The sequence below is a fragment of the Acidisarcina polymorpha genome (assembly GCF_003330725.1).
GTDB classification, from domain to species: domain Bacteria; phylum Acidobacteriota; class Terriglobia; order Terriglobales; family Acidobacteriaceae; genus Acidisarcina; species Acidisarcina polymorpha.
On sequence record NZ_CP030840.1, the window covers coordinates 6,227,225 to 6,248,866 of the forward strand.

Annotated in this window: 20 protein-coding genes; 15 read left to right on the top strand and 5 right to left on the bottom strand. The window is 59.0% G+C overall.

Going from position 1 to position 21,642, the window contains the following annotated elements; all coding sequences use genetic code 11:
• Positions 1–3: 3 nt before the first annotated feature.
• From nuoF to ACPOL_RS26615, 14 genes are all read left to right on the top strand, one after another.
• On the top strand, positions 4–1,317 hold the full coding sequence (nuoF, locus tag ACPOL_RS26550) for an NADH-quinone oxidoreductase subunit NuoF (protein ID WP_114209721.1): 1,314 nt from the start codon (positions 4–6) through the stop codon (positions 1,315–1,317).
• Positions 1,280–1,465: a type II toxin-antitoxin system HicA family toxin gene (locus ACPOL_RS36575; RefSeq protein WP_414633393.1), complete on the top strand. Its 186-nt coding sequence runs from the start codon at positions 1,280–1,282 to the stop codon at positions 1,463–1,465. The genes nuoF and ACPOL_RS36575 overlap by 38 nt, the downstream gene beginning before the upstream one ends.
• A gap of 113 nt (positions 1,466–1,578) precedes the next feature.
• On the top strand, positions 1,579–1,764 hold the full coding sequence (locus ACPOL_RS36580) for a type II toxin-antitoxin system HicA family toxin (RefSeq protein WP_114209723.1): 186 nt from the start codon (positions 1,579–1,581) through the stop codon (positions 1,762–1,764).
• On the top strand, positions 1,761–2,063 hold the full coding sequence (locus ACPOL_RS26565) for a type II toxin-antitoxin system HicB family antitoxin (protein ID WP_114209724.1): 303 nt from the start codon (positions 1,761–1,763) through the stop codon (positions 2,061–2,063). The genes ACPOL_RS36580 and ACPOL_RS26565 overlap by 4 nt, the downstream gene beginning before the upstream one ends.
• Before the next feature lie 11 nt (positions 2,064–2,074).
• Positions 2,075–4,441, top strand: a complete 2,367-nt coding sequence (gene nuoG, locus ACPOL_RS26570) for an NADH-quinone oxidoreductase subunit NuoG (protein ID WP_114209725.1) — start codon at positions 2,075–2,077, stop codon at positions 4,439–4,441.
• Positions 4,442–4,581: 140 nt separating this feature from the next.
• Positions 4,582–5,631, top strand: coding sequence for an NADH-quinone oxidoreductase subunit NuoH (gene nuoH, locus ACPOL_RS26575; RefSeq protein WP_114209726.1), 1,050 nt, complete (start codon positions 4,582–4,584; stop codon positions 5,629–5,631).
• Between the two features lie 91 nt (positions 5,632–5,722).
• A complete protein-coding gene (locus ACPOL_RS26580) occupies positions 5,723–6,217 on the top strand; it encodes an NADH-quinone oxidoreductase subunit J family protein (protein WP_114209727.1) in 495 nt (164 codons plus the stop codon).
• 1 nt (position 6,218) lies between these two features.
• Positions 6,219–6,524, top strand: coding sequence for an NADH-quinone oxidoreductase subunit NuoK (nuoK, locus tag ACPOL_RS26585; protein ID WP_114209728.1), 306 nt, complete (start codon positions 6,219–6,221; stop codon positions 6,522–6,524).
• On the top strand, positions 6,521–8,581 hold the full coding sequence (gene nuoL, locus ACPOL_RS26590) for an NADH-quinone oxidoreductase subunit L (protein ID WP_114209729.1): 2,061 nt from the start codon (positions 6,521–6,523) through the stop codon (positions 8,579–8,581). The genes nuoK and nuoL overlap by 4 nt, the downstream gene beginning before the upstream one ends.
• A 53-nt stretch (positions 8,582–8,634) precedes the next feature.
• Entirely contained in the window at positions 8,635–10,173 is a 1,539-nt protein-coding gene (locus tag ACPOL_RS26595) for a complex I subunit 4 family protein (RefSeq protein WP_236657060.1), read from the top strand.
• The gene (locus ACPOL_RS26600; protein WP_114209731.1) at positions 10,170–11,660 is read left to right on the top strand and encodes an NADH-quinone oxidoreductase subunit N; all 1,491 of its coding nucleotides are present in this window, start codon (positions 10,170–10,172) and stop codon (positions 11,658–11,660) included. Before ACPOL_RS26595 ends, ACPOL_RS26600 begins: the two co-directional genes overlap by 4 nt.
• A 490-nt stretch (positions 11,661–12,150) precedes the next feature.
• A complete protein-coding gene (locus ACPOL_RS26605; protein ID WP_114211087.1) occupies positions 12,151–13,431 on the top strand; it encodes an RNA polymerase sigma factor in 1,281 nt (426 codons plus the stop codon).
• Positions 13,432–13,573: 142 nt separating this feature from the next.
• A complete protein-coding gene (locus tag ACPOL_RS26610; protein ID WP_114209732.1) occupies positions 13,574–13,942 on the top strand; it encodes a YciI family protein in 369 nt (122 codons plus the stop codon).
• 144 nt (positions 13,943–14,086) lie between these two features.
• Positions 14,087–14,488 (top strand): YciI family protein, encoded by a 402-nt coding sequence (locus ACPOL_RS26615; protein WP_114209733.1) that lies wholly within the window; start codon positions 14,087–14,089, stop codon positions 14,486–14,488.
• Between the two features lie 304 nt (positions 14,489–14,792).
• Here the strand turns inward: ACPOL_RS26615 and ACPOL_RS26620 are convergent, their stop codons facing one another.
• The 5 genes from ACPOL_RS26620 to ACPOL_RS26640 all read right to left on the bottom strand — a co-directional run bounded on the left by ACPOL_RS26620 (position 14,793) and on the right by ACPOL_RS26640 (position 20,831).
• Positions 14,793–15,593, bottom strand: a complete 801-nt coding sequence (locus tag ACPOL_RS26620; protein ID WP_114209734.1) for a hypothetical protein — start codon at positions 15,591–15,593, stop codon at positions 14,793–14,795.
• A gap of 52 nt (positions 15,594–15,645) precedes the next feature.
• The gene (locus ACPOL_RS26625) at positions 15,646–16,263 is read right to left on the bottom strand and encodes a class IV adenylate cyclase (protein WP_114209735.1); all 618 of its coding nucleotides are present in this window, start codon (positions 16,261–16,263) and stop codon (positions 15,646–15,648) included.
• A gap of 174 nt (positions 16,264–16,437) precedes the next feature.
• Positions 16,438–18,429 (bottom strand): Ig domain-containing protein, encoded by a 1,992-nt coding sequence (locus ACPOL_RS26630; RefSeq protein WP_161557581.1) that lies wholly within the window; start codon positions 18,427–18,429, stop codon positions 16,438–16,440.
• A gap of 202 nt (positions 18,430–18,631) precedes the next feature.
• Positions 18,632–19,384 carry a hypothetical protein gene (locus ACPOL_RS26635; RefSeq protein ID WP_150133140.1) on the bottom strand — a complete coding sequence of 251 codons (753 nt, stop codon included), beginning with the start codon at positions 19,382–19,384 and terminating at the stop codon, positions 18,632–18,634.
• A 151-nt stretch (positions 19,385–19,535) separates the two neighbouring features.
• Positions 19,536–20,831 (bottom strand): M48 family metallopeptidase, encoded by a 1,296-nt coding sequence (locus tag ACPOL_RS26640; protein ID WP_114209738.1) that lies wholly within the window; start codon positions 20,829–20,831, stop codon positions 19,536–19,538.
• Between the two features lie 325 nt (positions 20,832–21,156).
• Between ACPOL_RS26640 and ACPOL_RS26645 the strand changes: the two genes are divergently transcribed.
• Positions 21,157–21,603: a hypothetical protein gene (locus ACPOL_RS26645; protein ID WP_114209739.1), complete on the top strand. Its 447-nt coding sequence runs from the start codon at positions 21,157–21,159 to the stop codon at positions 21,601–21,603.
• Positions 21,604–21,642: the final 39 nt, after the last annotated feature.

A 21,642-nucleotide genomic window follows, 5' to 3' on the forward strand; every position in this document is an offset into this window, starting at 1 on the left:
ACAATGCCCGAACTGGTCTCCCATCCCGATGAAGTGAAGGTCATCTCCTACCGTTTCGGCCAGGGCGCGGCCAATCTCGACAAGTATGTCGAGTTGGGCGGATACGAATCGCTCAAGAAGTGCATTGCGCAGGGCCCGGAGTGGGTCATCAACGAGATGAAGGCTTCAGGGTTGCGCGGGCGAGGCGGCGCGGGCTTCCCGACCGGGCTGAAATGGTCGTTCGTGCCTAAGCAAAGCGACCGGGCGAAATATGTTCTGGTCAACGGCGACGAAAGCGAGCCGGGCACCTGCAAAGACCACCTGATCTTCCTGCACGACCCGCACGCGATCATCGAAGGGACGATCATCGCCGGTCTCGCGATCGGCGCCAAGACCGGCTTCATCTACCTGCGCGGCGAATACCGCTACTTGCTTCAAATCATGGAGAAGGCGATTGCCGACGCCTATGCCCAAGGCTATCTTGGCAAGAACATCATGGGCACGGGCTTCGACTTCGACGTCATCTCGCATACCGGCGCGGGCGCGTACGAGGTTGGTGAAGAGTCGGCGCTGATGGAGTCGCTCGAGGGGAAGCGCGGTATTCCCCGGATCAAGCCGCCCTTCCCCGCGGTGGTCGGGATCTATGGCGGCCCGACGGTGATCAACAATGCGGAGACGATTGCGGCGGTGCCGAGCATCTTCCGTATCGGCGCGGCGGAGTATGCGAAGCTCGGCTCGGAGCGTAATGGCGGGACGCGCCTCTTCGGCATCTCGGGCCATGTGGAGCGCCCGGGCGTCTACGAGTTGCCGATGGGTTACAACCTAAAGAAGATGATTTACGAGGTCGCCGGCGGCATTAAGGACGGCAAGAAGCTGAAAGCGGTCGTGCCCGGCGGCTCGTCGACGCCGGTGCTCAAGGCGGATGAGATCGATGTCGGCATGGACTTCGATCAGATGGGCAAGGCGGGGACGATGCTCGGTTCGGCGGGCGTAGTAGTGCTCGATGAGTCGGTGTGCATGGTCGAGTTCGCCTTGCGCACGATCAAGTTCTACCAGCATGAGAGCTGCGGCTGGTGTATTCCCTGCCGCGAAGGCACGGATTGGCTGAAGAAGACGCTGACCCGCTTTCACGCAGGCGGCGGCGTGGCCAAGGACATCGACAACATCAAGTACCTGGCGGAGAACATGCTGGGGCGGACGTTCTGTCCGCTGGGCGATGCGGCGGCGATGCCGACGATCGCTTTCGTGAAGAAGTTCCGCGAGGAGTTTGAGGACCATTTGAATGGCAAGCCTTGCCCGTATGCGAAGGCTGGGGTGGGTGAGCTGGTTGGGGTTTGAGGAGCCCGAGGCTATCAAGCTGGTTGAGGCCGATGGTTTGGTCTTAGAAGCGCAAAAAGGTAGTCACATGCGCTTCAGGCATCCAGACAAAGCCGCGACAGCGAGGACTATGACCAGGATGTGGAGTACACGGTCGTTGAATGGCTAAAGTGAGCGTCCCATTATCAAAAGTAAAACCAAGCCGAAGTGGCAGCGGACTGAGGACAAATTCAAGATGCCCCATGTGAGTTTCACCGTAGACGGATTCTTGCCACAAAACCATTGAGACCGCGAGAACTGGTTCGCAGGCTTGAAGCGGATGGTTGGTATCGCACAGGACAAACAGGAAGCCACCGGCACTTCCGTCATCCGACAAAAGAGGGCCTGCTGATCGTTCCGATGCACGCTGGAAAAGAAATCGGCAGAGGGCTGCTTCACAGTATTCTGAAAAAGGCGGGGTTGGAATGAAGCGCGAATATCTGGTCGTTTACGAAAAGGGCCCCGAGAACTGGAGCGCCTTCTCTCCAGACATCGCCGGCTGCGGTTCGCTGGGTGACTCGATCGAGGAAACCCGCTCGAATATGCGCGAAGCAATCGAACTTTACCTGCACGAATGTATGAAAGCTGGAGAACGCCTTCCCGATGCGGCCGCGACCGGAGTTGATTTTGAAGAGTTCGATCCCGGCCACGAGACGAAGCAATATGTAGTCGAATGGCTGGATGTGACGTTGCCCGAGCGCAATCAAGAATTGGCCGCAGCCAGCTAAGAGGATTCAAGATGCCAGATGTAAGTTTCACAGTCGATGGGAAGAAGCTCACCGCGCCGGCAGGGACGCTGTTGATTGATGCCTGCCGGACGGCGGGGATCGAGATTCCCGCGTTTTGTTATTACCCAGGCCTTTCGCTCCAGGCCGCGTGCCGGATGTGCGTGGTGCGTCTGGAGAAGGTGCCGAAGCTCCAAACCGCGTGCACCACTCCGGTGGCCGAGGGCATGATCGTCTACTCCGAAACCGACGAGATCAAGCAGGCGCGGAAGGCGACGATTGAGCTGCTGTTGGGGAACCATCCCCTCGACTGCCCGGTCTGCGATGCCGGCGGCGAGTGCGAATTGCAGGACATGACGTTTAAGTATGGGGCGGCGGAGTCGTTCTATACCGAGGTCAAGCAGCACCGCGAAGAACAGCAGTGGTCGCCAGTAGTCTTCTTCGATCGGCCGCGCTGCATTCTCTGCTACCGCTGCGTCCGCGTTTGCGGCGAAGGCATGGATGTCTGGGCGCTGGGTGTGCAGAACCGGGGCGTCACCTCGGTGATCGCTCCCAATGGCGGCGACCATCTGGAATGTGAAGAATGCGGCATGTGCATCGACATCTGCCCGGTGGGCGCCCTGACCTCGGGCACCTATCGCTACAAGACGCGGCCGTGGGAGATGAACCACGTGGCCACCGTCTGCACCCACTGCGGCGATGGCTGCAAGACGACCCTCGGCGTGCGCCGGGCGGATGAAGGCATGGAGATTGTCCGCGGCGACAACCGCGACAAGAGTGGGATCAACGGCGACTTCCTGTGCATCAAGGGGCGCTACGCCTTCGATTTTGCCAACCACAAAGACCGCTTGACGAAGCCGCTGGTTCGTCAGCCGGATGGCAAGTTTGCCGAGGTCAGCTGGGAGTCGGCGCTCGATTACGCGGGCAAGAAACTGCGCGAGGTGCGCGACACTCGCGGCGGTCAAGCAATCGGCGTCATCGGTTCGAACCGGACGACGAATGAAGAGAATTACCTGCTGCAGAAGTTCGCGCGGACGGTGCTCGGCACCAACAACATCGATCACCACCGGACGGCCGACTACGCGGGCTTTGCCAAGGCTCTGGGCACGAATGCCGGACTGGCGGCTTCGCTGGCCGATGTCGGAAAGGCGCCGGCGATCCTGGTGATCGGCAACGATCCGACAGAACAGCACCCGATGCTGGCGTGGAGTTTGCGCGAGAATGTTCGCCATAACCGCGCCCGGATTTATCTCGTCAACCACGAAGAGATCAAGCTACGCAGGCAGGCGAAGGGATTCCTCGAAGTACCGGCCGATGGCTATGCGGCGGCGATCAACTTTCTGGGTGGCGATGACGGCGCGATTGCAGAAGACGACTCGGCGAAGGCCTTCCGCGAGGGTCTGCGCGGCGAGAAAGAGCTGCTGATCGTCTTTGGCTCGGAGTTCCGCGGACGGGACATTGAGGCATTGGTCAAGTTCGGCCTTGGCTTGCCCAACGTGAAGTTTGCGTGTCTCGGCGACTACGTCAACTCGCGTGGCGCGGCAGACATGGGGCTGCTGCCGGACTTTCTGCCCGGCTATGTTCCGGTCGAGGCGGGCGGCCCGTTTACCGAGGAGTACAGGAGTTCTGGATCGGGACTTTTAGCGGCTCCGGGCATGGACCTGGTTGAGATGTTCGATGCCGCTGGTCGCGGAGAACTGGCGGCCCTCTATGTTGTCGGGTCGAATCCGGTTTCTCGGTACGGGGTGGATGCGGCGGCGCTCAAGAACACTTTTCTGATCGTGCAGGACATGTTCCTGACCGAGACGGCGTTGTTGGCCGACGTGGTCTTGCCGGTCGCGAACCTCTATGAAAAATCCGGCACGGTGACCAACACCTATGGCGACCTGCAGTTGGTGAAGAAGGCGGCGGACCGGGCGGGTGTGCGCACCGACTTTGAGTTGATCGTCCGGCTGGCGGACCGGGCGGGAGTCAATCCGCGGTCCCTGGTTCCTTTTGGGAGCGGGGTTCGCGCCGATATGGGTCAATCGCGCGGAGCACAGTCGGGCGAGGCCGATCGGCATTCTGTCTGGCTGGCGGCGAACCATCTTGAACCGAAGCTGAGCCCCTTTGATCCATTCGCCATCCTCGATGAGATTCAACGGCTGGTGCCGGCTTATGCGACCTCCCGGTTGGAGCTGCTGGCGGGCAATGCGACCCATTCTGACGCGCCTCTGGTCCAGATTGAGAATGCGGGTGCGAGCGCCACGGAACGCCGGGATCTCGTTCTGCCTTCACGCGATACACTATTCACGTCGGGGACGCTTGGACGCTACAGCAACATGTTAGGCGCGGTGGTGGAATCGCATACCAGGCCTCAGGTTGCCGAGGCGGCTGACTAACGCTGGCAAGGATCTGGGCCCTCGGACGGGATCCACGGACTCTAAGCCTTTTGAGAGAAGGTCCCTGGGCCTGCTTTGTAACCGGCGAAAAGCGCAGTATCAAGACCGTTTGAGAACTTGAACACTTTTGGGAAGGCCGAGTGAATATTCTTCTATTTGTGGTCCTGAGCATTCTGAAGGTGTTAGTCGTGCTGGTCATCCTGCTGACAGCGGTGGCCTATACGGTGCTGCTCGAACGGAAGGTGGTCGGCCGCATCCAGAACCGGTGGGGACCCAGCCGGGTAGGGCCATTCGGCCTGCTGCAGCCACTCGCTGACGGCGCCAAGTTATTTCTCAAAGAAGATCTAATGCCTACTGGCGTCTACCGGCCGCTTTACCTTGCCGCGCCGGTCATCGCACTGGCCTGCGCCCTGCTTTCGATTTCGGTCGTGCCATTCGGAGCAAGCACCCTGTTCAAGGGAGTGGACCTCTTCCAAATCGCCGATGTGAACATTGGGCTGCTGGTGATCCTGGGCGTGACCTCGATTGGCGTGTACGGCATCGCGCTGTCTGGTTGGGCTTCGAACAACAAGTATTCGCTGCTCGGTGCACTGAGGGCGAGCGCGCAGTTAATCAGCTACGAACTGGCTTTAGGGCTGTCGCTAGTTGGCGTCGTCTTGCGCACCGGATCGCTGCGGCTGCGCGATATCGTCGATGTGCAGGCGACCCACGGACTTCTTTCCTGGAATGTCTTTGGCGGCTTTCAGTTCGTGGCCTTCTTCATCTATCTGATGGCGGCCTATGCCGAGACTAACCGTTCGCCCTTCGATCTGCCGGAGGCGGAGAGCGAGTTGACTGCGGGGTATCACACCGAATACAGCTCGATGAAGTTCGCCATGTTCTTCATGGCCGAGTACGCCAACATGATCACCGTCGGCTGCGTGGCGACGCTGCTCTTCTTTGGTGGCTGGACGAGCCCGTTTGGCAACCTGCTGCCCGCAATCGGGGGGCCGGTCGTCGCGGCCATCGTGCCGGTCTTCTGGTTTGTCTTCAAGGTGGTTTGCTTCCTTTTTCTCTACATCTGGGTCCGGGGTACGCTGCCTCGCTTCCGCTACGACCAGTTGATGGGCTTCGGCTGGAAGTTCTTGATGCCTCTCGCGATCCTCAACATTGTGGCCACTAGTCTCTGGCTGGCGCTGCGCGGTAGTTAGGACAGCGTTTTGATTTACAATCGCCTTTCGGGTTCGATTCCTGAAGGACTTACGCAGACCCACTTAGCAGCACGGACGAGTTGACACAAGCATGTATCTAGTCTTGTTCTTCATCTTCGGCGGACTCTGCGTGGCAGGCGCTCTCAACCTGCTTCTGCAGCGCCACCCCATCAATAGCGCGCTCTCGCTGATCGTGGTGATGAGTTCGCTGGCGGTGTTGTACCTATTGTTAGGCGCCGAGTTTTTGGCTGCCGCTCAGGTGATCGTCTACTCCGGCGCGATCATGGTGTTGTTCACCTTCGTGATCATGCTTCTGAACGCCGGAAAGGAAGAGCGCACCCATGGCAGCAAGGCGGCATATATCGTCGGCATCCCCGGGGTCGCGGTCCTGGTCTGCTTGCTATCGTTTGTCTTTCTCTCGCAGCGCGGCCATCTGAGCAACGCGCGGCTCGGTGATTATCTGGTAACCACCTCGGACCTGAGCACGGTGCTGTTTCGCGATCTCCTGCTCCCTTTTGAAGTCACCTCGGTGCTCATCCTGGTCGCAATCCTGGGCGCGGTCGCCCTGGCGCGGAGGGAAAACTAGCATGGCGGTGCCGATTGCCTACTACCTGGTGCTGAGTGCGATCCTGTTCTCGATCGGGGTTGGCGCATTCCTGATCAAGCGCAACATCATCACCGTCTTCATGTCGATCGAGTTAATGCTGAATGCGGTCAATCTGACCTTCGTTGCCTTTGCCCATCAATGGCATCAGGTGAGCGGACAGATTTTTGTCTTCTTTGTTATGGTGGTGGCTGCCGCGGAAGCGGCGGTCGGTTTGGCCATCATCATCGCCGTCTTCCGCACGCGGAACACCTTGAATGTCGACTCGGTCGACCTGATGAAACTATGACCGGCGTCCCCTCAATGCATCTGTGGTTGATTCCCATCCTCCCTTTCGTGGGATTTTTGCTGAACGGCCTGCTCGGCCGGAAGCTGCCCAATCCTATTATTTCGATCATCGCCCTGCTGGCGACCGGAACACCTTTTGTGCTGGTCTTGAATATCGCCGCGCATTTCTCGAGCCTCTCACTTCCCTATGTGGAGCGTCTCGGTCCGTGGATCCAGGCAGGCGCGTTTCGCGCCGATTTCGCCTTCTCGCTCGACCAGTTGACGTTGATCATGTTGCTGGTGGTGACTGGGGTCGGGTTCCTGATCCATATCTATTCGATCGGCTACATGGCGCACGAAGAGGGTTTCTGGCGCTTTTTCGCGTATCTGAACCTGTTCATGTTCTTCATGCTGATGCTGGTACTGGCGGAGAATTTCTTGCTTGTATTCGTCGGCTGGGAGGGCGTTGGACTCGCGTCGTATCTGCTGATCGGCTTCTACTTCACGCGTAACTCGGCGGCTAATGCCGGGAAGAAAGCCTTCGTCGTCAACCGGATCGGTGATTTCGGATTCCTGTTGGCGATGTTTCTGGTCATCGCCCATTTCGGAACGTTGAGCTTCCATGAAGTCTTCAGCCAGATCGCCCAGCATCCGGAGTTGCATGGCGGCTTCCTTACCGCGATTGCACTCTGTTTGGTCCTGGGAGCGACGGGTAAGTCGGCGCAAATTCCCCTCTACATATGGCTGCCGGACGCGATGGAAGGCCCGACCCCGGTCTCGGCTTTGATCCACGCCGCGACCATGGTCACCGCCGGTATTTATATGACGGTTCGCTGTCATGCAATCTTCGACCGGTCGCCGCTGGCGCTTTCGGTGGTCGCCATCATTGGCGCGGCAACCGCCCTCTTTGCCGCAACCGTTGGCATTGTTCAGACGGACATCAAGCGGGTGCTGGCCTACTCGACCATCTCGCAACTGGGATACATGTTCATGGCTTGCGGAGTAGCGGCCTATTCGGCAGCCATCTTCCACTTGCTGACCCATGCCTTCTTCAAAGCACTGCTCTTCCTCGCTGCAGGATCGGTCATTCATGCGCTGAATGGCGAACAGGACATGCGCGAGATGGGCGGTCTCAAAAGCAAGATTCCAATCACCTTCTGGACGATGACCGCTGGTGTGGTCGCCATCTCCGGGATCCCGCCCTTTGCCGGATTCGTGAGCAAGGATGAGATCCTTTACCGGACTTTCTCTTCTCCGGGTCTGGGGCCGATCCTCTGGTTCGTTGGGCTCTTCACCGCCTTCCTGACCTCGTTCTACATGTTCCGGCTGTGGTATCTGACCTTCTTCGGCGAGCGCCGCACCAGCCATCAAGGTGCGCATACCCCGGAGCCAGGTCACGGGGCAGACCCTCTCCATAGTGGGCATGGGGTGCACGAAAGCGGCGGTCTGATGTTGTTCCCGCTAGCGGTGCTCGCGATTCTGTCGGTAAGTGGCGGATGGGTGGGCTGGCCAGATGCGCTAGGCGGGGGAAACTGGTTCGGTCACTTCCTGGATCCGGTCATCAGCGCGCAACATTTGTCGTTCGAGCAAGTTACGGTGGCCCTGAACAACGGCTCCTCAGCTGCCGCTTCGAGCACGCCTGAAGGCAACAAGCCGCTCGAACTCGCACTGGCAGCGGTGTCTACCGTGGTCGCGCTCTTTGGCTGGTTTTTGGCTTATGTCTTTTACATCCGCAAGCCGGAGCTGCCGGGCAAACTAGCGAAGCAATTTAGTGCCGTCTATGGTTTGGTCGAGCACAAGTACTGGGTGGATGAGATCTATGCGGCGCTGGTGGTTCGGCCGCTCAATGTTTTTGCACGCATCGGGCTTTGGTGGACTGTCGATCGTGGACTGGTCGATGGAGCTGGGTACGCTGCCGCTGGCAGTGCGGTTGGGCTAGGCGCGATCGCACGCAGGATTCATTCAGGGAATATCCGTTCGTATGCGGGCTGGCTCGCGGGCGGCGCAGCAGCCATCCTGCTGCTGATGTATTTCGGCTTTGGTTCGCACATGTTCGTGTGGTTTGCCGCTTCCAAGTGAGACGCAACCGCTAGTGAGAGTCTGGTAGAGAGAGTCTGGGAAACGCTTTGAACTTGAACGATTCAATCTTGACGTGGATCACGCTCTTACCCGCCGCGGGCGCGGTGGTAGTGGCCCTTTTGCCGCGACGCGGACAGGTGATTCAGTGGTTCACGCTGTTGGTGATGCTGGCGACACTTGGCTTGGCGCTGCATTTGCCTGCTCACTTTGTTCCCGGCCAGGGTGGTTTTCAGTTTGAAGTCAACCGGGCATGGATCGCGAGCCCGAACATTCATTACCACCTCGGGGTGGACGGCATATCGGTGTGGCTGGTCGTGCTGACTGCGTTTCTCGGACCCTTGGCGGTCTTCGCGTCCTGGAAAGCAATTGCGACCCGCACCAAAGAGTTCTACTTCCTCTTGCTGCTGCAGTGGACGGCGATGATCGGCGTCTTCGTCTCGCTTGACCTCTTCCTCTATTACGGATTCTGGGAGCTGTCGCTGGTGCCGATGGCTATCGCGATTGCCATGTTCGGCCGCGACCGCGGACCCCAAGCAGCGCTGAAGTTCTTCGTCTACACCTTCCTGCCGTCGGCGCTCTTCCTGGTGGCCATCTTATGGCTCTATGCGAAGACCGGGAGCTTCGACTTCGTCGTCCTGCAGCAGGCGTTGGCGAGTGGAAACTTGGGCGCGACTCCGCAGGCGCTCACCTGGGTAGCGTTGGCCTTCCTGGTCGCGTTTGCGGTCAAGGTGCCGGTGTTCCCGCTGCACGGCTGGCTGGGCGATGTCATCTCGGAGGCGCCCACGGGCATGGCGATGGTGGTGGCCGGCAAGCTGGGGCTTTACTCCATCCTGCGTTTCAACCTGGGCCTTTTTCCCGCCCAGGCCAAGCAGTTCGCGCCGTGGATGATTGCGCTGGCGGTGATTGGCTTGCTCTACGGAGCGTTGGTCGCGCTGGTGCAGAAGGACCTCAAGCGCCTGGCGGCTTATTCGACGATGAGCGGCCTTAGCTTTTGCACGTTGGGAATTTTCAGCTTCGCAATCGCCGGGATTGATGGATCAATCTACCAGATTCTCAGCCATGAGATCAGCGGCAGTGCACTCCTGGTGCTGCTGGGAATTCTGTATGAGCGTTTCGGCACCTACGACATTGCCTCCTATGGCGGCCTGGCGGCGAAGATGCCGCGGTATGCGACCTTGTTCGTCGTCACCTCCCTGTCGCTGATAGGCTGGCCAATTTTGAATGGATTTGTGGGTGAATTTCTGGTCCTGAGCAGCAGCTATGGAGTGCATGCAGGGTGGGGCGCTGCCGCGACGATCGGCGTGATCCTGAGCGCGGCTTATATGTTGTGGATGGTGCAGCGGGTCTTTTACGGCCCGACCTCCTCGCTGGTCGCCGGCAAAGGGTCGCCCGATCTGCTCTTCCGCGAAGCCATCGCCCTGTGGCCGGTCGCGGTCCTGATGTTCATCATGGGAGTGGCCTCGCCAGCCTGGATCCGGCTGATCGATCCTACGGTGACGGCATTGGTCGGCACGATCGAGCGCGCTCCTTCGCCAAGCTCTTTCCCGCGCACGGTGGCGGCCCAGACGATACCGGGAGGAGAGAAGCGATGAACCAGACTGAGAGTTTCCTTCGCATCCTGCCCGAGGTCATTCTGACGGTGACCGGCGTTGTGGTGATGATGATTGAGGCGGTCCTGCCGCGCGCCAGCAGCCGGAAGCCGCTCGGCTGGATGGCGATTCTAGGGGTACTGGCCGCGCTTTATGCCAGTCTGCGCCAGGCTTTGCTGGTTCCGGGGACTGCCTATAGCGGCTTGATCCAAACCGACGCCTTTAGTGTTTTCTTTCATGTGTTGATTTGCGGCATCGTTCTGGTGACTCTGCTGGTGGCGCTCGACAGCCTGCAAGGCGCAGTCGACAATCAGGGCGAGTTTTTCGCCTTAGTAGCCTTCGGCGCAGTCGGCATGCTGTTAATGACCACCGCCTCGGAGCTGCTGCTGGTCTTTATCGGCTTGGAGATCTCCTCGATCTCCACTTACATCATGGCCGGGCTGAGAAAGCGCGCGGCGAAGGGCCCGGAAGCTGCGATCAAATACTTCCTGCTGGGGTCGTTCGCGACGGCGTTCTTTCTTTACGGAGTCGCGCTCATCTTCGGCGCAACCGGCACCACCAACATCGCTTCACTTGCTTCCCTGCTGCCGCAGAGCCAGACGCCGGTCTTTGCCTTAGTCGGGTTGGCCATGATCCTGATCGGCATCGGCTTCAAGGTATCGGCGGCGCCGTTTCAGGTCTGGACACCGGACGTCTATGAAGGCGCTCCTCCAGCGACGGTGGGGTTGATGTCGACGGCACCGAAGGCGGCTGCTTTCGCCTTCCTGCTGCGCATCCTCTATGGAGCGTTCCCGGCCTATCACGTCCATTGGGTACCGCTGATCTGGATCATGGCGGCGCTCTCGATGACTGTCGGCAACCTAGGAGCGCTTCGGCAGCAAAATGTGAAGCGGATGCTGGCCTATTCCTCGATCGCCCACGCCGGTTATCTGCTGGTCGCCTTCGCAGCGCTCTCTGCGGATGGAGTAGCGGCGGCCAGCTTCTATGCTGCCTCCTATGCAGCGATGAATGTAGGAGTTTTTGCAGTCATCAGCCATGTCGGCGGGCGTGAAGAAAAGATCGTGACGGTGGGCGATTACCGAGGCCTCGCCTACCGCTCTCCACTGCTTGGCGGCATGCTGGCGTTCTTCCTGATCTCGCTGATCGGGATTCCGTTTACGGGCGGATTTTTTGGCAAGTTCTATGTCTTCTCCGCAGCCCTGCATTCGGGTCTGGTCTGGCTGGCGATTTTAGGGCTTTTCAATAGCGGGATTGCCGCTTTCTATTACCTGCGGCTGCTGACTTCAGCTTACTCGAAGCCGAGCGAGACGCAGCCGATGGAGTCGATCGCCCGGGTCACCCCCGCTCTGCTAGTGGCCCTTCTGCTGACCGTCGTCGCCACGCTCATTCTGGGAATCGTGCCGAATCAGGTGCTGGGAAGCGCCAAAGCCGGGGCGATCACCTTCTATCCGGATGCGTCCAATGCCAATGCAATAGCGGTCAAGCACTGAGATATCCAGATCATGGAGCGTTGCTGGTGACCACCTCGGTCACGATGTCGTAACTTTCTACCACCAGCTCTAAGCTGGGTCACGCAACGTGTAGTGTCGAGATGCTGTGTGATTCGGGACTGGCTTGCTTAATTCGGCGAGGCAACGATGTTCCACTTGCTCGATCAGGACGATCAAACAGAGTATCTACCGGTGAGAGGCCAGGCGAGCAACAAACCCTTTCAACCCAACCCATCGACTGATCTCAGCTCTGAGATTTTACGGCCTTGGTCTCGTGATTGCAGCGATGCTAGTAGTACCATCGCGAGTCGTTAGCCGTATGCTTGTTGCGTTTTGGGTGATTACCTTCTATCCGGATGCATCGAACGCAAGTGCATTGGCGGCCCTTAGTCGAATCGATACGTGCGAGCGGACATGACACCGATGAAGCGTCGGTGTGGGAGCTCGAGCGCAGTTGTATTGCGCCACTCCGTTTGCTAGTTTGGCGTACATGCCGCCGCCTGTGCCCGAACAACTCAGCAGGACCATTGAAACTCTCTACCGCACGGAATCGGGGCGGGTTCTAGCGACGCTCGTGCGCCTGCTTGGAGACCTGGATCTGGCCGAAGAGTCGATGCATGAGGCGTTCGCTGCGGCTCTGGAGTCGTGGACGCTGGCTGGCATTCCGGAAAACCCGCGCCCCTGGCTGATTTCAACAGCACGCTTCAAGGCAATCGACGCTATTCGCCGGCGTGTGCGTCTCGATGAAGCACAGAGGGATCTTGTTGCCCATATGGAATCTCGTGCCAACGCCGCTTCCACCGGGTATGAAGAAATTGGCGATGAAGAGATTGAGGACGATCGTCTCCGATTAATATTTACCTGCTGCCATCCCGCTCTGCCTCCGGAAGGACAGGTTGCGCTCACTCTTCGCGAAGTTTGCGGCCTGACGACGGAAGAAATTGCCCGGGCATTTCTGTTGACGCCGGCAGCGCTTGCCCAACGCATCGTGCGCGCCAAGGCGAAGATTCGAGAGACGCCGATTCCCTACGAGGTCCCGGCGCCGCAGGAGTTGCCGGAGCGGCTGGATGCGGTGCTTCAGGTCATCTATCTGGTCTTTAACGAGGGTTACTCGGCTGCGTCGGGAGCGGAGGTCACGCGAGCGGAGCTCACCGGCGAAGCGATTCGATTGGGACGGCTGCTCGCTGAACTCAAGCCGGAGGCATCAAAGCCGGAAACCCCGGAAATCATGGGACTGCTTGCGCTGATGTTGCTCCAGGAATCGCGTCGGGCGGCAAGGACCTCTCCAACCGGAGAATTGATTTTGCTGGAAAATCAAGACCGCTCGCTCTGGAACCGGGAGCAGATCGAGGAGGGAGTCTCCCTGGTGGAGAAAGCCCTGAAGTCCCGCCGCTTCGGCTCCTACACACTGCAGGCTGCGATTGCGGCCGTCCATGCGGAGGCGGAGTCGGTCGCTGCGACTGACTGGCGGCAGATTGTTGCGCTTTACAACCAATTGGCGCGAATTCAGCCTTCGCCGGTCGTCCATCTGAATCGGGCCGTAGCCATTGCCATGCGCGATGGTCCAGAGGCTGGTCTGACGCATATCGATGCGGTCCTGGAGCATGGCGAATTGGCAAATTATTACCTGGCACATTCGGCCCGTGCGGAGATGTACCGCCGGCTGGGCAGGACCGCCGAAGCCCGGTCGTCCTATGAGAAAGCTCTCGCGCTGACCCAACAGGAACCGGAGCGGAAATTCCTGCAGGTGCGGCTTCTGCAGTTGAAATAAAAAACGAGCAGATTGAAAAAAGATAAGAGTGGCTGTCGATTTTCCGTCTTCCCCACGACTATAGGACAAAGGAAGGATGAACCCCTGAGTGAACAGGAACGAGTCATCGGAAACCAGCCATAGGAAGCCAAAAGGAGAGTTCATGCCACAGTATCTAGTTGCCGTTTACCACCCCGACGACTTCGATCCGTCGCTCGTAACCGAAGAAATGATCGAGGAGATCCATGCGCTTAACCGCGAATTGATCGCTGCCGGCGCGAGGAAGTTCGCCTGCGGCATTTCGCCGGTCGCCAACGCCAAGTCGCTGCGGGTAAAGCCCGATGGCAAGGTGCTCGTCACCGACGGGCCGTACACCGAGACCAAGGAACACATGGGCGGTTTCTGGATTCTGGAAGCCGCGGATCTGGACGGGGCGATGTCATGGGCGATGAAGGGGGCCGTTGCCTGCCGGGCGTCGGGCGAGGTGCGCGAGCTTCTTTTTTATCCAGATCCGCGGGGAGCGACGGAATAGCGTCACCCGCCGCGGGCTTAGAACGATGCGATCGTCTTGATCATGGATGGAGCACCGACGGACGTCGTGCCATCCGTGGGGAACCCCGAAACGACCCAGCGCGAGCAACACCGCTGGCCAACCGAAAGGAAAAGGAGAAGAACAGTGAAATACCTCTGTTTTGGCTACTACGACAAAGACAAATTCGATGGTATGACGGAGAGCGAGCGAAACGCCATGTTCGATGCATGTTTTGACTATGACGATCATCTTCGCGCCAACGGGAACTGGGCCGGTGGAGAAGCGCTTCAGGGACCGGAGACCGCCCTGACTCTGTATTGGAAGAACGGCAAGGTGGCAACGACCGATGGTCCCTATGCCGAGACCAAAGAACAACTCGGCGGCCTTCTCGTGCTTGAGGCACGGGACATGAATCATGCTGTCCAGCTGATGGCGCAGCATCCGGCGATGACCTATGGCAACATCTTCGAGATTCGGCCAACCGGGGACATGAACGAAATCATAAAGGCTAGCGAGCAGCGAAGGAGACAGGTCGTCGCATCCTGAAAATGGTTCTAGATTTGCCACGGACGGAATTGACAAGCGCTGGCACGCGGACAAATCGCGGGTCAGCGCTGTAGTGATTTTCCCGGATTGCGAAGTGTCCACTGTTGCCGATAGCCTGATGCGCTCTTCGAACCTCGCCGGGAGTGGTTCGGAGACAATGGCGGCCGACGGGCCCATTGCGATCAAACGATTTGGCGTTGGGTGCGGTGGTCCATAGAACCGTGCCTAGTCATCCCTTGCTAACAGCTTAGGTTTCTGAGCGCTGCGAGTTTAATGGCCAGTTATACGGACAAAATGGTGGATGTTATGGGCCATTCCACTGTAAATCGCAAGCTACTTCGCCTGACTCGTCGGCACAGAAGATGCGGGCGCCATAGCCGTAAACCCTTGGCATCTTTGGCCGAGCCTCAAGCAGATACTTCCGTTGTTGACGACAAGAGATCATGTAAACATACTTGTCCTCTTCGACGTAATTCCCGGAGATTCGAATCCAATCGTCCTTGGTGAAGGGCGGCCCAGAGTAGTACCTATCCAGGCTTTGTCCGGCGCAGATGCTCTTTGCGGCGCCCCTGTCAGCGCTCGCCAGTTGCAAGGCTTTCTTCAAGGAAGCAAAGCGGACAGCGGCAATGCTCTCGTTGCGCGCCACTCGACGCTTGACCAGCGGCTTGGTGATCGCAAGAAGCGCTGGTCCTACGGCTAGACAAAGCCCGAACACGATCCACAAAGCGCCTTTTGCCGCGCCACTCAATAGCGGCCATCTCCGCGCTGCGAGGAAGGCTGCCCTGCTGCCGATCAGCGCTGCACCTGCGGCAGCCGCCGTTCCGATCATGACAACGATGAGAGCATACGACTGTGCGATGCCGTCCGACCAAGGCCACAGAATGACACTGCTCAGCATTCCCGCAAAGGACCCGCCCGCGGTAGCGGCAACGACTGCCGACCACCCTTCCCCTCCCAGCAACAAAACTGAGGCTGCGGAGAGGAAGGCAACCGGCGCGAGCAGAATCCATCGGGGAAAATCAAGGCTCGGCTCGATCCTTGCCGGCCACCAGCAGACCCCCGATCCAACAAATGCCAGGAGGAGCAAGATCCGCGTACGTGTCATCTCGGCCTCACGCCCCAGCTTCCTGCAAACGACAGGGATTATTCCAAGCTCGTTAGCGCAGAGCGTTTTGCTCGATGGCGCTGGGCACCCACGACGTGTTGCCTTCTCCGATCGCTTCGAAGGTGAGATCGTTGGCCGCGCTCTCGGTCTCCTGCTTCCACAGCTCGAAGAGGCGTCCGTAGCTAAGATTCATGAACTCGCTCCGGTGAACTCCCAGGGCTGCTGCGGTGCGGTCGATCCAATCCTCGGGACCTTCGAGTTCGGCGTAGAGGCCGATGGGCGTCTCATCGAGAACACAGTGACCGGTAGCGTCGGACCACTCCGTGCGCCATTTCTCGTAAGTAAATGCGGGCATAAACCCCAGCGACGCAAAGATCTTGGCCACCATATCGCCGTCCCCGACGGTGGTCTCGGTCTCGACGCGCTGCTTATAGGGCCCGGTGTCGCCTTGGACGGGCAGGGCCTTGTGGGTCAGGACCCACTTGTCGCCATATTGCCGGATGCGCAGAATCTGGCGCTCGTTGCGAAGCCGGCGGTCTGGAGTGTCGTAAAGCACGTTGCGCTCGAAGGTTCGAGGGGTCTGGCGCTCGAAACCGGCATGCTGGAGATTTCTTTCCAGATTCATGACGTCGCGGATGCGGAATTTAACTTCCGTTTCTATCGCTCTCATACCTCGAGTACCCTCATGCCCCGAGTACGAGTATATGACAGCAATACTGCCTCCCGTTACGCTCACCTCGGAGCATTTCCGCTATTCGCGCGACTTGCCTCGATGAGAAAGAAGCGACCGAATCGACCCTTGTCTCGTGCAAGAATGCTCTACCGAACGGTAATTCAGAGTGCACTACTCCGGATCGATGACAATCTGCAACGACTTAGTAGCTGACTTGCTCGCGTCCGCGGGGTCCTCGACTTTGATGTGCACCGTTGAAGAGCCGGCCGGCCCGCGAGGCGTTCCCGAGATTTGCCCAGAAGGGCTGATTTCCAAGCCTTCTGGCAATCCGGAGACGGCGCTCCAATTGGCTTTGGGAATAGGTGGATCGACGGTAAGTGGCGGGGTTTCCGGATAAGGCTCTCCTACTTTGCCGCTCGGCAAGGAAGCGGTGACGATGGTTGTCGCTGCACGGTCGCGATCCGAAGGAGGACCAGGAGGAGGGCCTCCGCCGGGGGGAAGGCCGCCGGGGGGCAGCGATGAAGGCTTCGGACTGGTGGTGTCGCTTCCGAGTTTGTCATCGAGCTGATTGAAGAGGTTATCCAGCAGGCGTTCGGAGAAGCCGAAGGCCAGGGCGAGACCCATGACGAGCGGTTTGTGCGGGTCGTCCCATGCCTGCTCGAAGATCTTGCCCAGGATCTGGAATTTGACGGCTACCGAGCAGAATAAAATCCCGGCCCAACCGGCAAGGGCTCCCGTCACGGGACTAAGGAAGACGGTTGTCCAAGATGCTCCGTAGTCGCTCGGGGTATCGGTCCGGTGGAGCGCGCGAGAGAGACGGCTGAGCAATCCGCCGAGTGCGCCGATCAGGAAAAGAGTTCCGTGACCATCACCGATGGTAAGGATCAGGATGAGAAACAATCCGCAACTGACCAGCCAGCCTGCCTTATTCTGCCAGCTGAGCAGCGACGCGTAAGAGGTATCCTCACGGTCGTAGTAGGCGCTGAGCAGCTCGCGCAGCAAGGCCCGGCGACGGCCTGGATCGGCGGTTTTCCCGGTTGCCAGAATCAACTCCGCCTTGACCAGATCGAGCAGGTGGCTGCAGGAGTCTTCACCGGCGAGCTGGCCGACAAGAAATTCAAGCTTGGCAGCAACCCGGTCGTCCGGCAACCAGGTCACCAGTTGCACCATCGCTTGATGGACCCGCTGCCAGCCCGCCAGCTCGTCGCCGCGGGACCAGAGCGCGAAGTCGCCGAAGGAACATTGCCGAGGATCGAAGTCCTTGATGAACTTGTCGCCCACCGAATCCTTGATTGCGGCGATGACGGCGGAGGGTGCGCCGGCCGCCTGGTCCGCATCGATAAGGAGATTGTCGATCTCTGCCTTGAGCAGCTTCCGTGCCCGGAGAGCAATCCGGTTCCATCGCACTGCGGCCATCCCGAGCCAATACAGCAGGCAAGCTATCAAGGCGAAGAGACTCTGCCCGAAGTTCGGAGGGAGATGCTCAAAGAATATGGGTCTGGCGCTGGTTGCGAGCGGGATGAACTGTGGACTGAGCCGGGAATCGCTGACGACGACCAGCAGTCCGTGGGCTGCAAGGAGTCCGCCGGAGGGAGGACTGACCAGCAGGCTGACCGATTCGTGCGAACCGATCTCGGCCGGCGTCGGCCGCTGCACATCGAAGCCGTCGCTTGCGGAGATGCGCTGAATGGCGAGCTTTGCGGAGCTGTTGTTAGTCAACGTGACGGTTTGCGGGGCATCCCCCGAGGAGGAATTCGAGGGGAACGACAAGGATCCGGGATGAACCGAGATTTCGGGGAGATACGCTTGTCCGGTTAAAACAAGCTTGACCGGCTCGGACTCACCCTTGTCGCCCTCGCCGGGCGCATAGTTATATTTCAGCGTCGCCTGCTGTACCTCTCCCGCCGTCCGGGGCGCTCTTGGAGCAAATACTACCCATACCTCGCAGCTGAAGCCGGGCGAGTAGCTCTGGCCGCAACCGTTCCTTTCGATTCGGAAGGCTGAGGAGTCGTCGATCCACACATTGATCTGGAGGTCGTTCTTGCCCGAGTTAGTGAAGAGGATGGGGAGCGGGACAGTGGTAGTGCCAACGTCATGAGCACGGAAGTCGACCGTCGTTGAGGGTGGCTGAACGGTGATCGACGAATTCTCGGCGTGAGCCATCCCTACCAGTACCGCCAAAAGGAGCAAGCTAAGGGGACAAGCCTGCCGTGAAAGCCTGGCATCGAGGAGCAGAAATTTAACTCTCCGGAAGAATCGACGAGCAGTAGAAGCCAGTGATCGGCGAAAGGTCTGCATTGGAGAGGTATCTTCCACCAATGCGAGCCTAGACGCAACACTTTTATGGGGTTGGAAGCGGCGGGGTTTACGGATGGCGGGAGCTCAGAGGCGAGACATAGGCGGCCGGACTATTGGTGTAATGCTGATATGACTCTATGTCGATTTCGTCGGTGAGCGGCTCTGATGGCAGCCTTGCGGCATCGACCTTGAAGATCCACATCCCTCGAGACCCCTGCGTAACGATGTGTCTGGCGATTTGCTCGGTACTGGCTGGCTGCGCAAGATGAATAGCAATCACCTCGTCATTCACGGAGCCAAGGATGCTGCCCGCAAAACCACCGACATTCGGATCGATGGCAGCCCTCATCCAGATGGTTAGCATGATCCCTAGCCCGGTCATGCTCTGACTCAATACTTGGGGAAGGTCGTTGTATTCGTGGGTCAGCCATTCTCTCTGTCGCGGGGCCAGGTCGCCCGCCATAATGACTAGTCCTTTGGCATCCTCTTTCACGGAATAACCAGTACCATCGATTGCTCTGGAGAGAGCGTCAGCCGCGGTGACCTGGTTGAGGTTGTAGGCATGCGGGATGGCCGAAATGGCCTCGGGATGTGTTCCGAGGACGACCCCGATGGGAATGCGAGTTTGTCGACCGACGGCTCGGATCAGATCGATGGCGGTTGCATCCTTGCAACGAAAAGTCACTCGAGCATCTGGGTTCGCTACGAGGCGCGGTTCATTCTCGGGCTGCGGCAGACAGCCCGGCATCTGGAGATTCTGGCCGGATGCCGGTGCGGCGAGAATCCCTACAAAAGCGACAAGTCCGACCAATCGGGTCACGGTGTCTCCTGAGGACTTGACGCCGAAAGAGAAGCCAAAGTCCGCTACAAACAATCTCGTGTAATGGACGAAACTAAGCGATCGAAGGAGACCAGCAGAAAGGCCGCCCTCAGTGGCGGCCTTCCTGTCGACTTAGAGACGAAGCAACTCGTTAGTTGTCGCGCCTGTGGAGGGTGGGCTGATCGTCCCCTTGACCGTCAGTGGTGCTGGTGGTCGAAGCCGAGTTGGGGTTGTTGCCCTGGGTGCTTGGATCTCCGACGGTGGTGCTGGCGCGGCGGAGCGTGGGCTTCGCTCCATTCGATTTATCGTTCAGGCGGCGCTTGTTCTCGATGCGGGCGAGCCTTGCCTTGACGTCATCGAACTCGGAGGTCGTCACCACGTATTCGTCGCGGGGAGGCAGAATCCGGGCGATCTCCTGCTGGGAATGCTCAATCCGGTCGGGCGTCTGGGGGTGGGACGAGAAGGCGCGGGCGACCGCTCCGGGCTTCCGTTTCTCGAGGTTCTGGATCTTTTCAAAGAAGGTCACGAATGCCTGGGGATCGTAGCCGGTGCGGTACATGTATTGGACGCCGAGGTAGTCCGCCTGCGCCTCAAACTCACGCGAGAACTGGAGGAAGGTCAGGGGAATCGCGAGTCCAGACGCCTCGTAGATGCCGTATCCGGCCCAGCCGGGGATAAGGATCATGGAGGCCATGCTGCCGATCTGGGCATAGTTAGCGCGGGTCTGTTCCCGCGCAGCATGGTGGGCGCAGACGTGGGCAGTTTCATGGGCCATCACGCCCGCCAATTCAGCCTCTTCGTCGGCTGCGAGGATCAATCCCGAATTCACGTAGAAAAAGCCCCCGGGAAGGGCCATGGCGTTGACTTCGTCGGAGTCAATGACCTTGATCGTGAAGGGGACCTTGCAGTCGGAATTCTTCACGATGTTTTGGCCGATGCGGTTGACGTATTCGGTGATGACCGGGTCGGTGATGAACTTGGTGCTCTTCTCGATCTCCATCGAGTAGCTCTTGCCCATCTTGATTTCGCTCTCGGTGGAGTACCAGTTGCCCATGCCGCGAGCGCCGATGTCGCGATTGCCAACCGCGCTGACGTCATCGACACTGCCCGGCTTTACGCCCGGCATTTTGCCATCCGTGGGAGGAGCCGGCGGTGCGGTGCCGGGGGCGGCACTCGGGGTCACGGTCGGAGGAGGCAGGGGTCCAGTGGAGTCCGGGGTCGCCGACGTGTTGCCGCCGGCGGACGGCGCAGGGGCCGGTTGAGACGGAGTCTGGCTGGGCGTTGGTTGGGACGGAGGTGATTGGACCGGCGCCTGGGTCACAGCAGGAGGATTCGTCGTTGTTGGGGTCCCCGTCGACTGGGCCCAGCCTGACAACGGAGCAAGAACCAAGCTGGCCGAAAGCGCCAGTTGGAGCGAGTACCGATCCTTTGCCGACAGTTGAAACATAGACCACCTCATCCACAACCCAAAAGGAGCAGAGACGCACTTCACCCTGCTACTACTTTGACGTTAGTATGCGCCTTTTGGATGAAGGCTTCTTTCGAAATTCTCGTGGAACGAAAATAGTTTTCGCGCGCCGGAAACGGCAGCCCTAGCGAGCCCACTATTGGAATAGATCGATGACGGGCATGGCACCCTGTTATCCTTCCATCAAGAATTTGTCAAGCCATCAAGAAGAATCTGCTTAGCCATCAAGAATCTGTCAAGTACGCTGCAGTCGTAGCAGAAAACCGAACACCAATACCATCCTGAGAAACCGGGGACTACTCCGATGCGCGGTACCTGTCTCTTCGCACTGCTTGGAATCCTTCTATGCGGCGGCGCCTCTGCCGTCGCCTCCTCGCATTTGACTTGCGTGAATTCCTACAACGTGCCCAATACCACGCCGGTTGCCTTCAATTTCGACGTGCAAGTTCAAAGCTCTAACTCGGGCGGTAGCGGGGGAGGCGCAGCCAAGGCGGTCTCCAGCCTCGTAGTGGTTCTGCCTTTGAACTCCACCTATGCGGCGCTCTATCACCTTGCTTCGAACAGCCTGCACAGCTCGTCGTGCGTCTTGACCGAGAATCCGAACTCCTCGACCAGCATCGAGATAACGATGAAGGATGTGACCTTCCCTGAGCTCAAAATGCTGAGCGGGGCGTATTTCACCAACGATGTCGCGGGACCGCTCATTCAGCTCACGATTGCCTACGCTTCAATCTCCACACAATTCGACTAGAAGCAAAACGGTTTTCAGTCTTGCGAAGTACGGGGAATA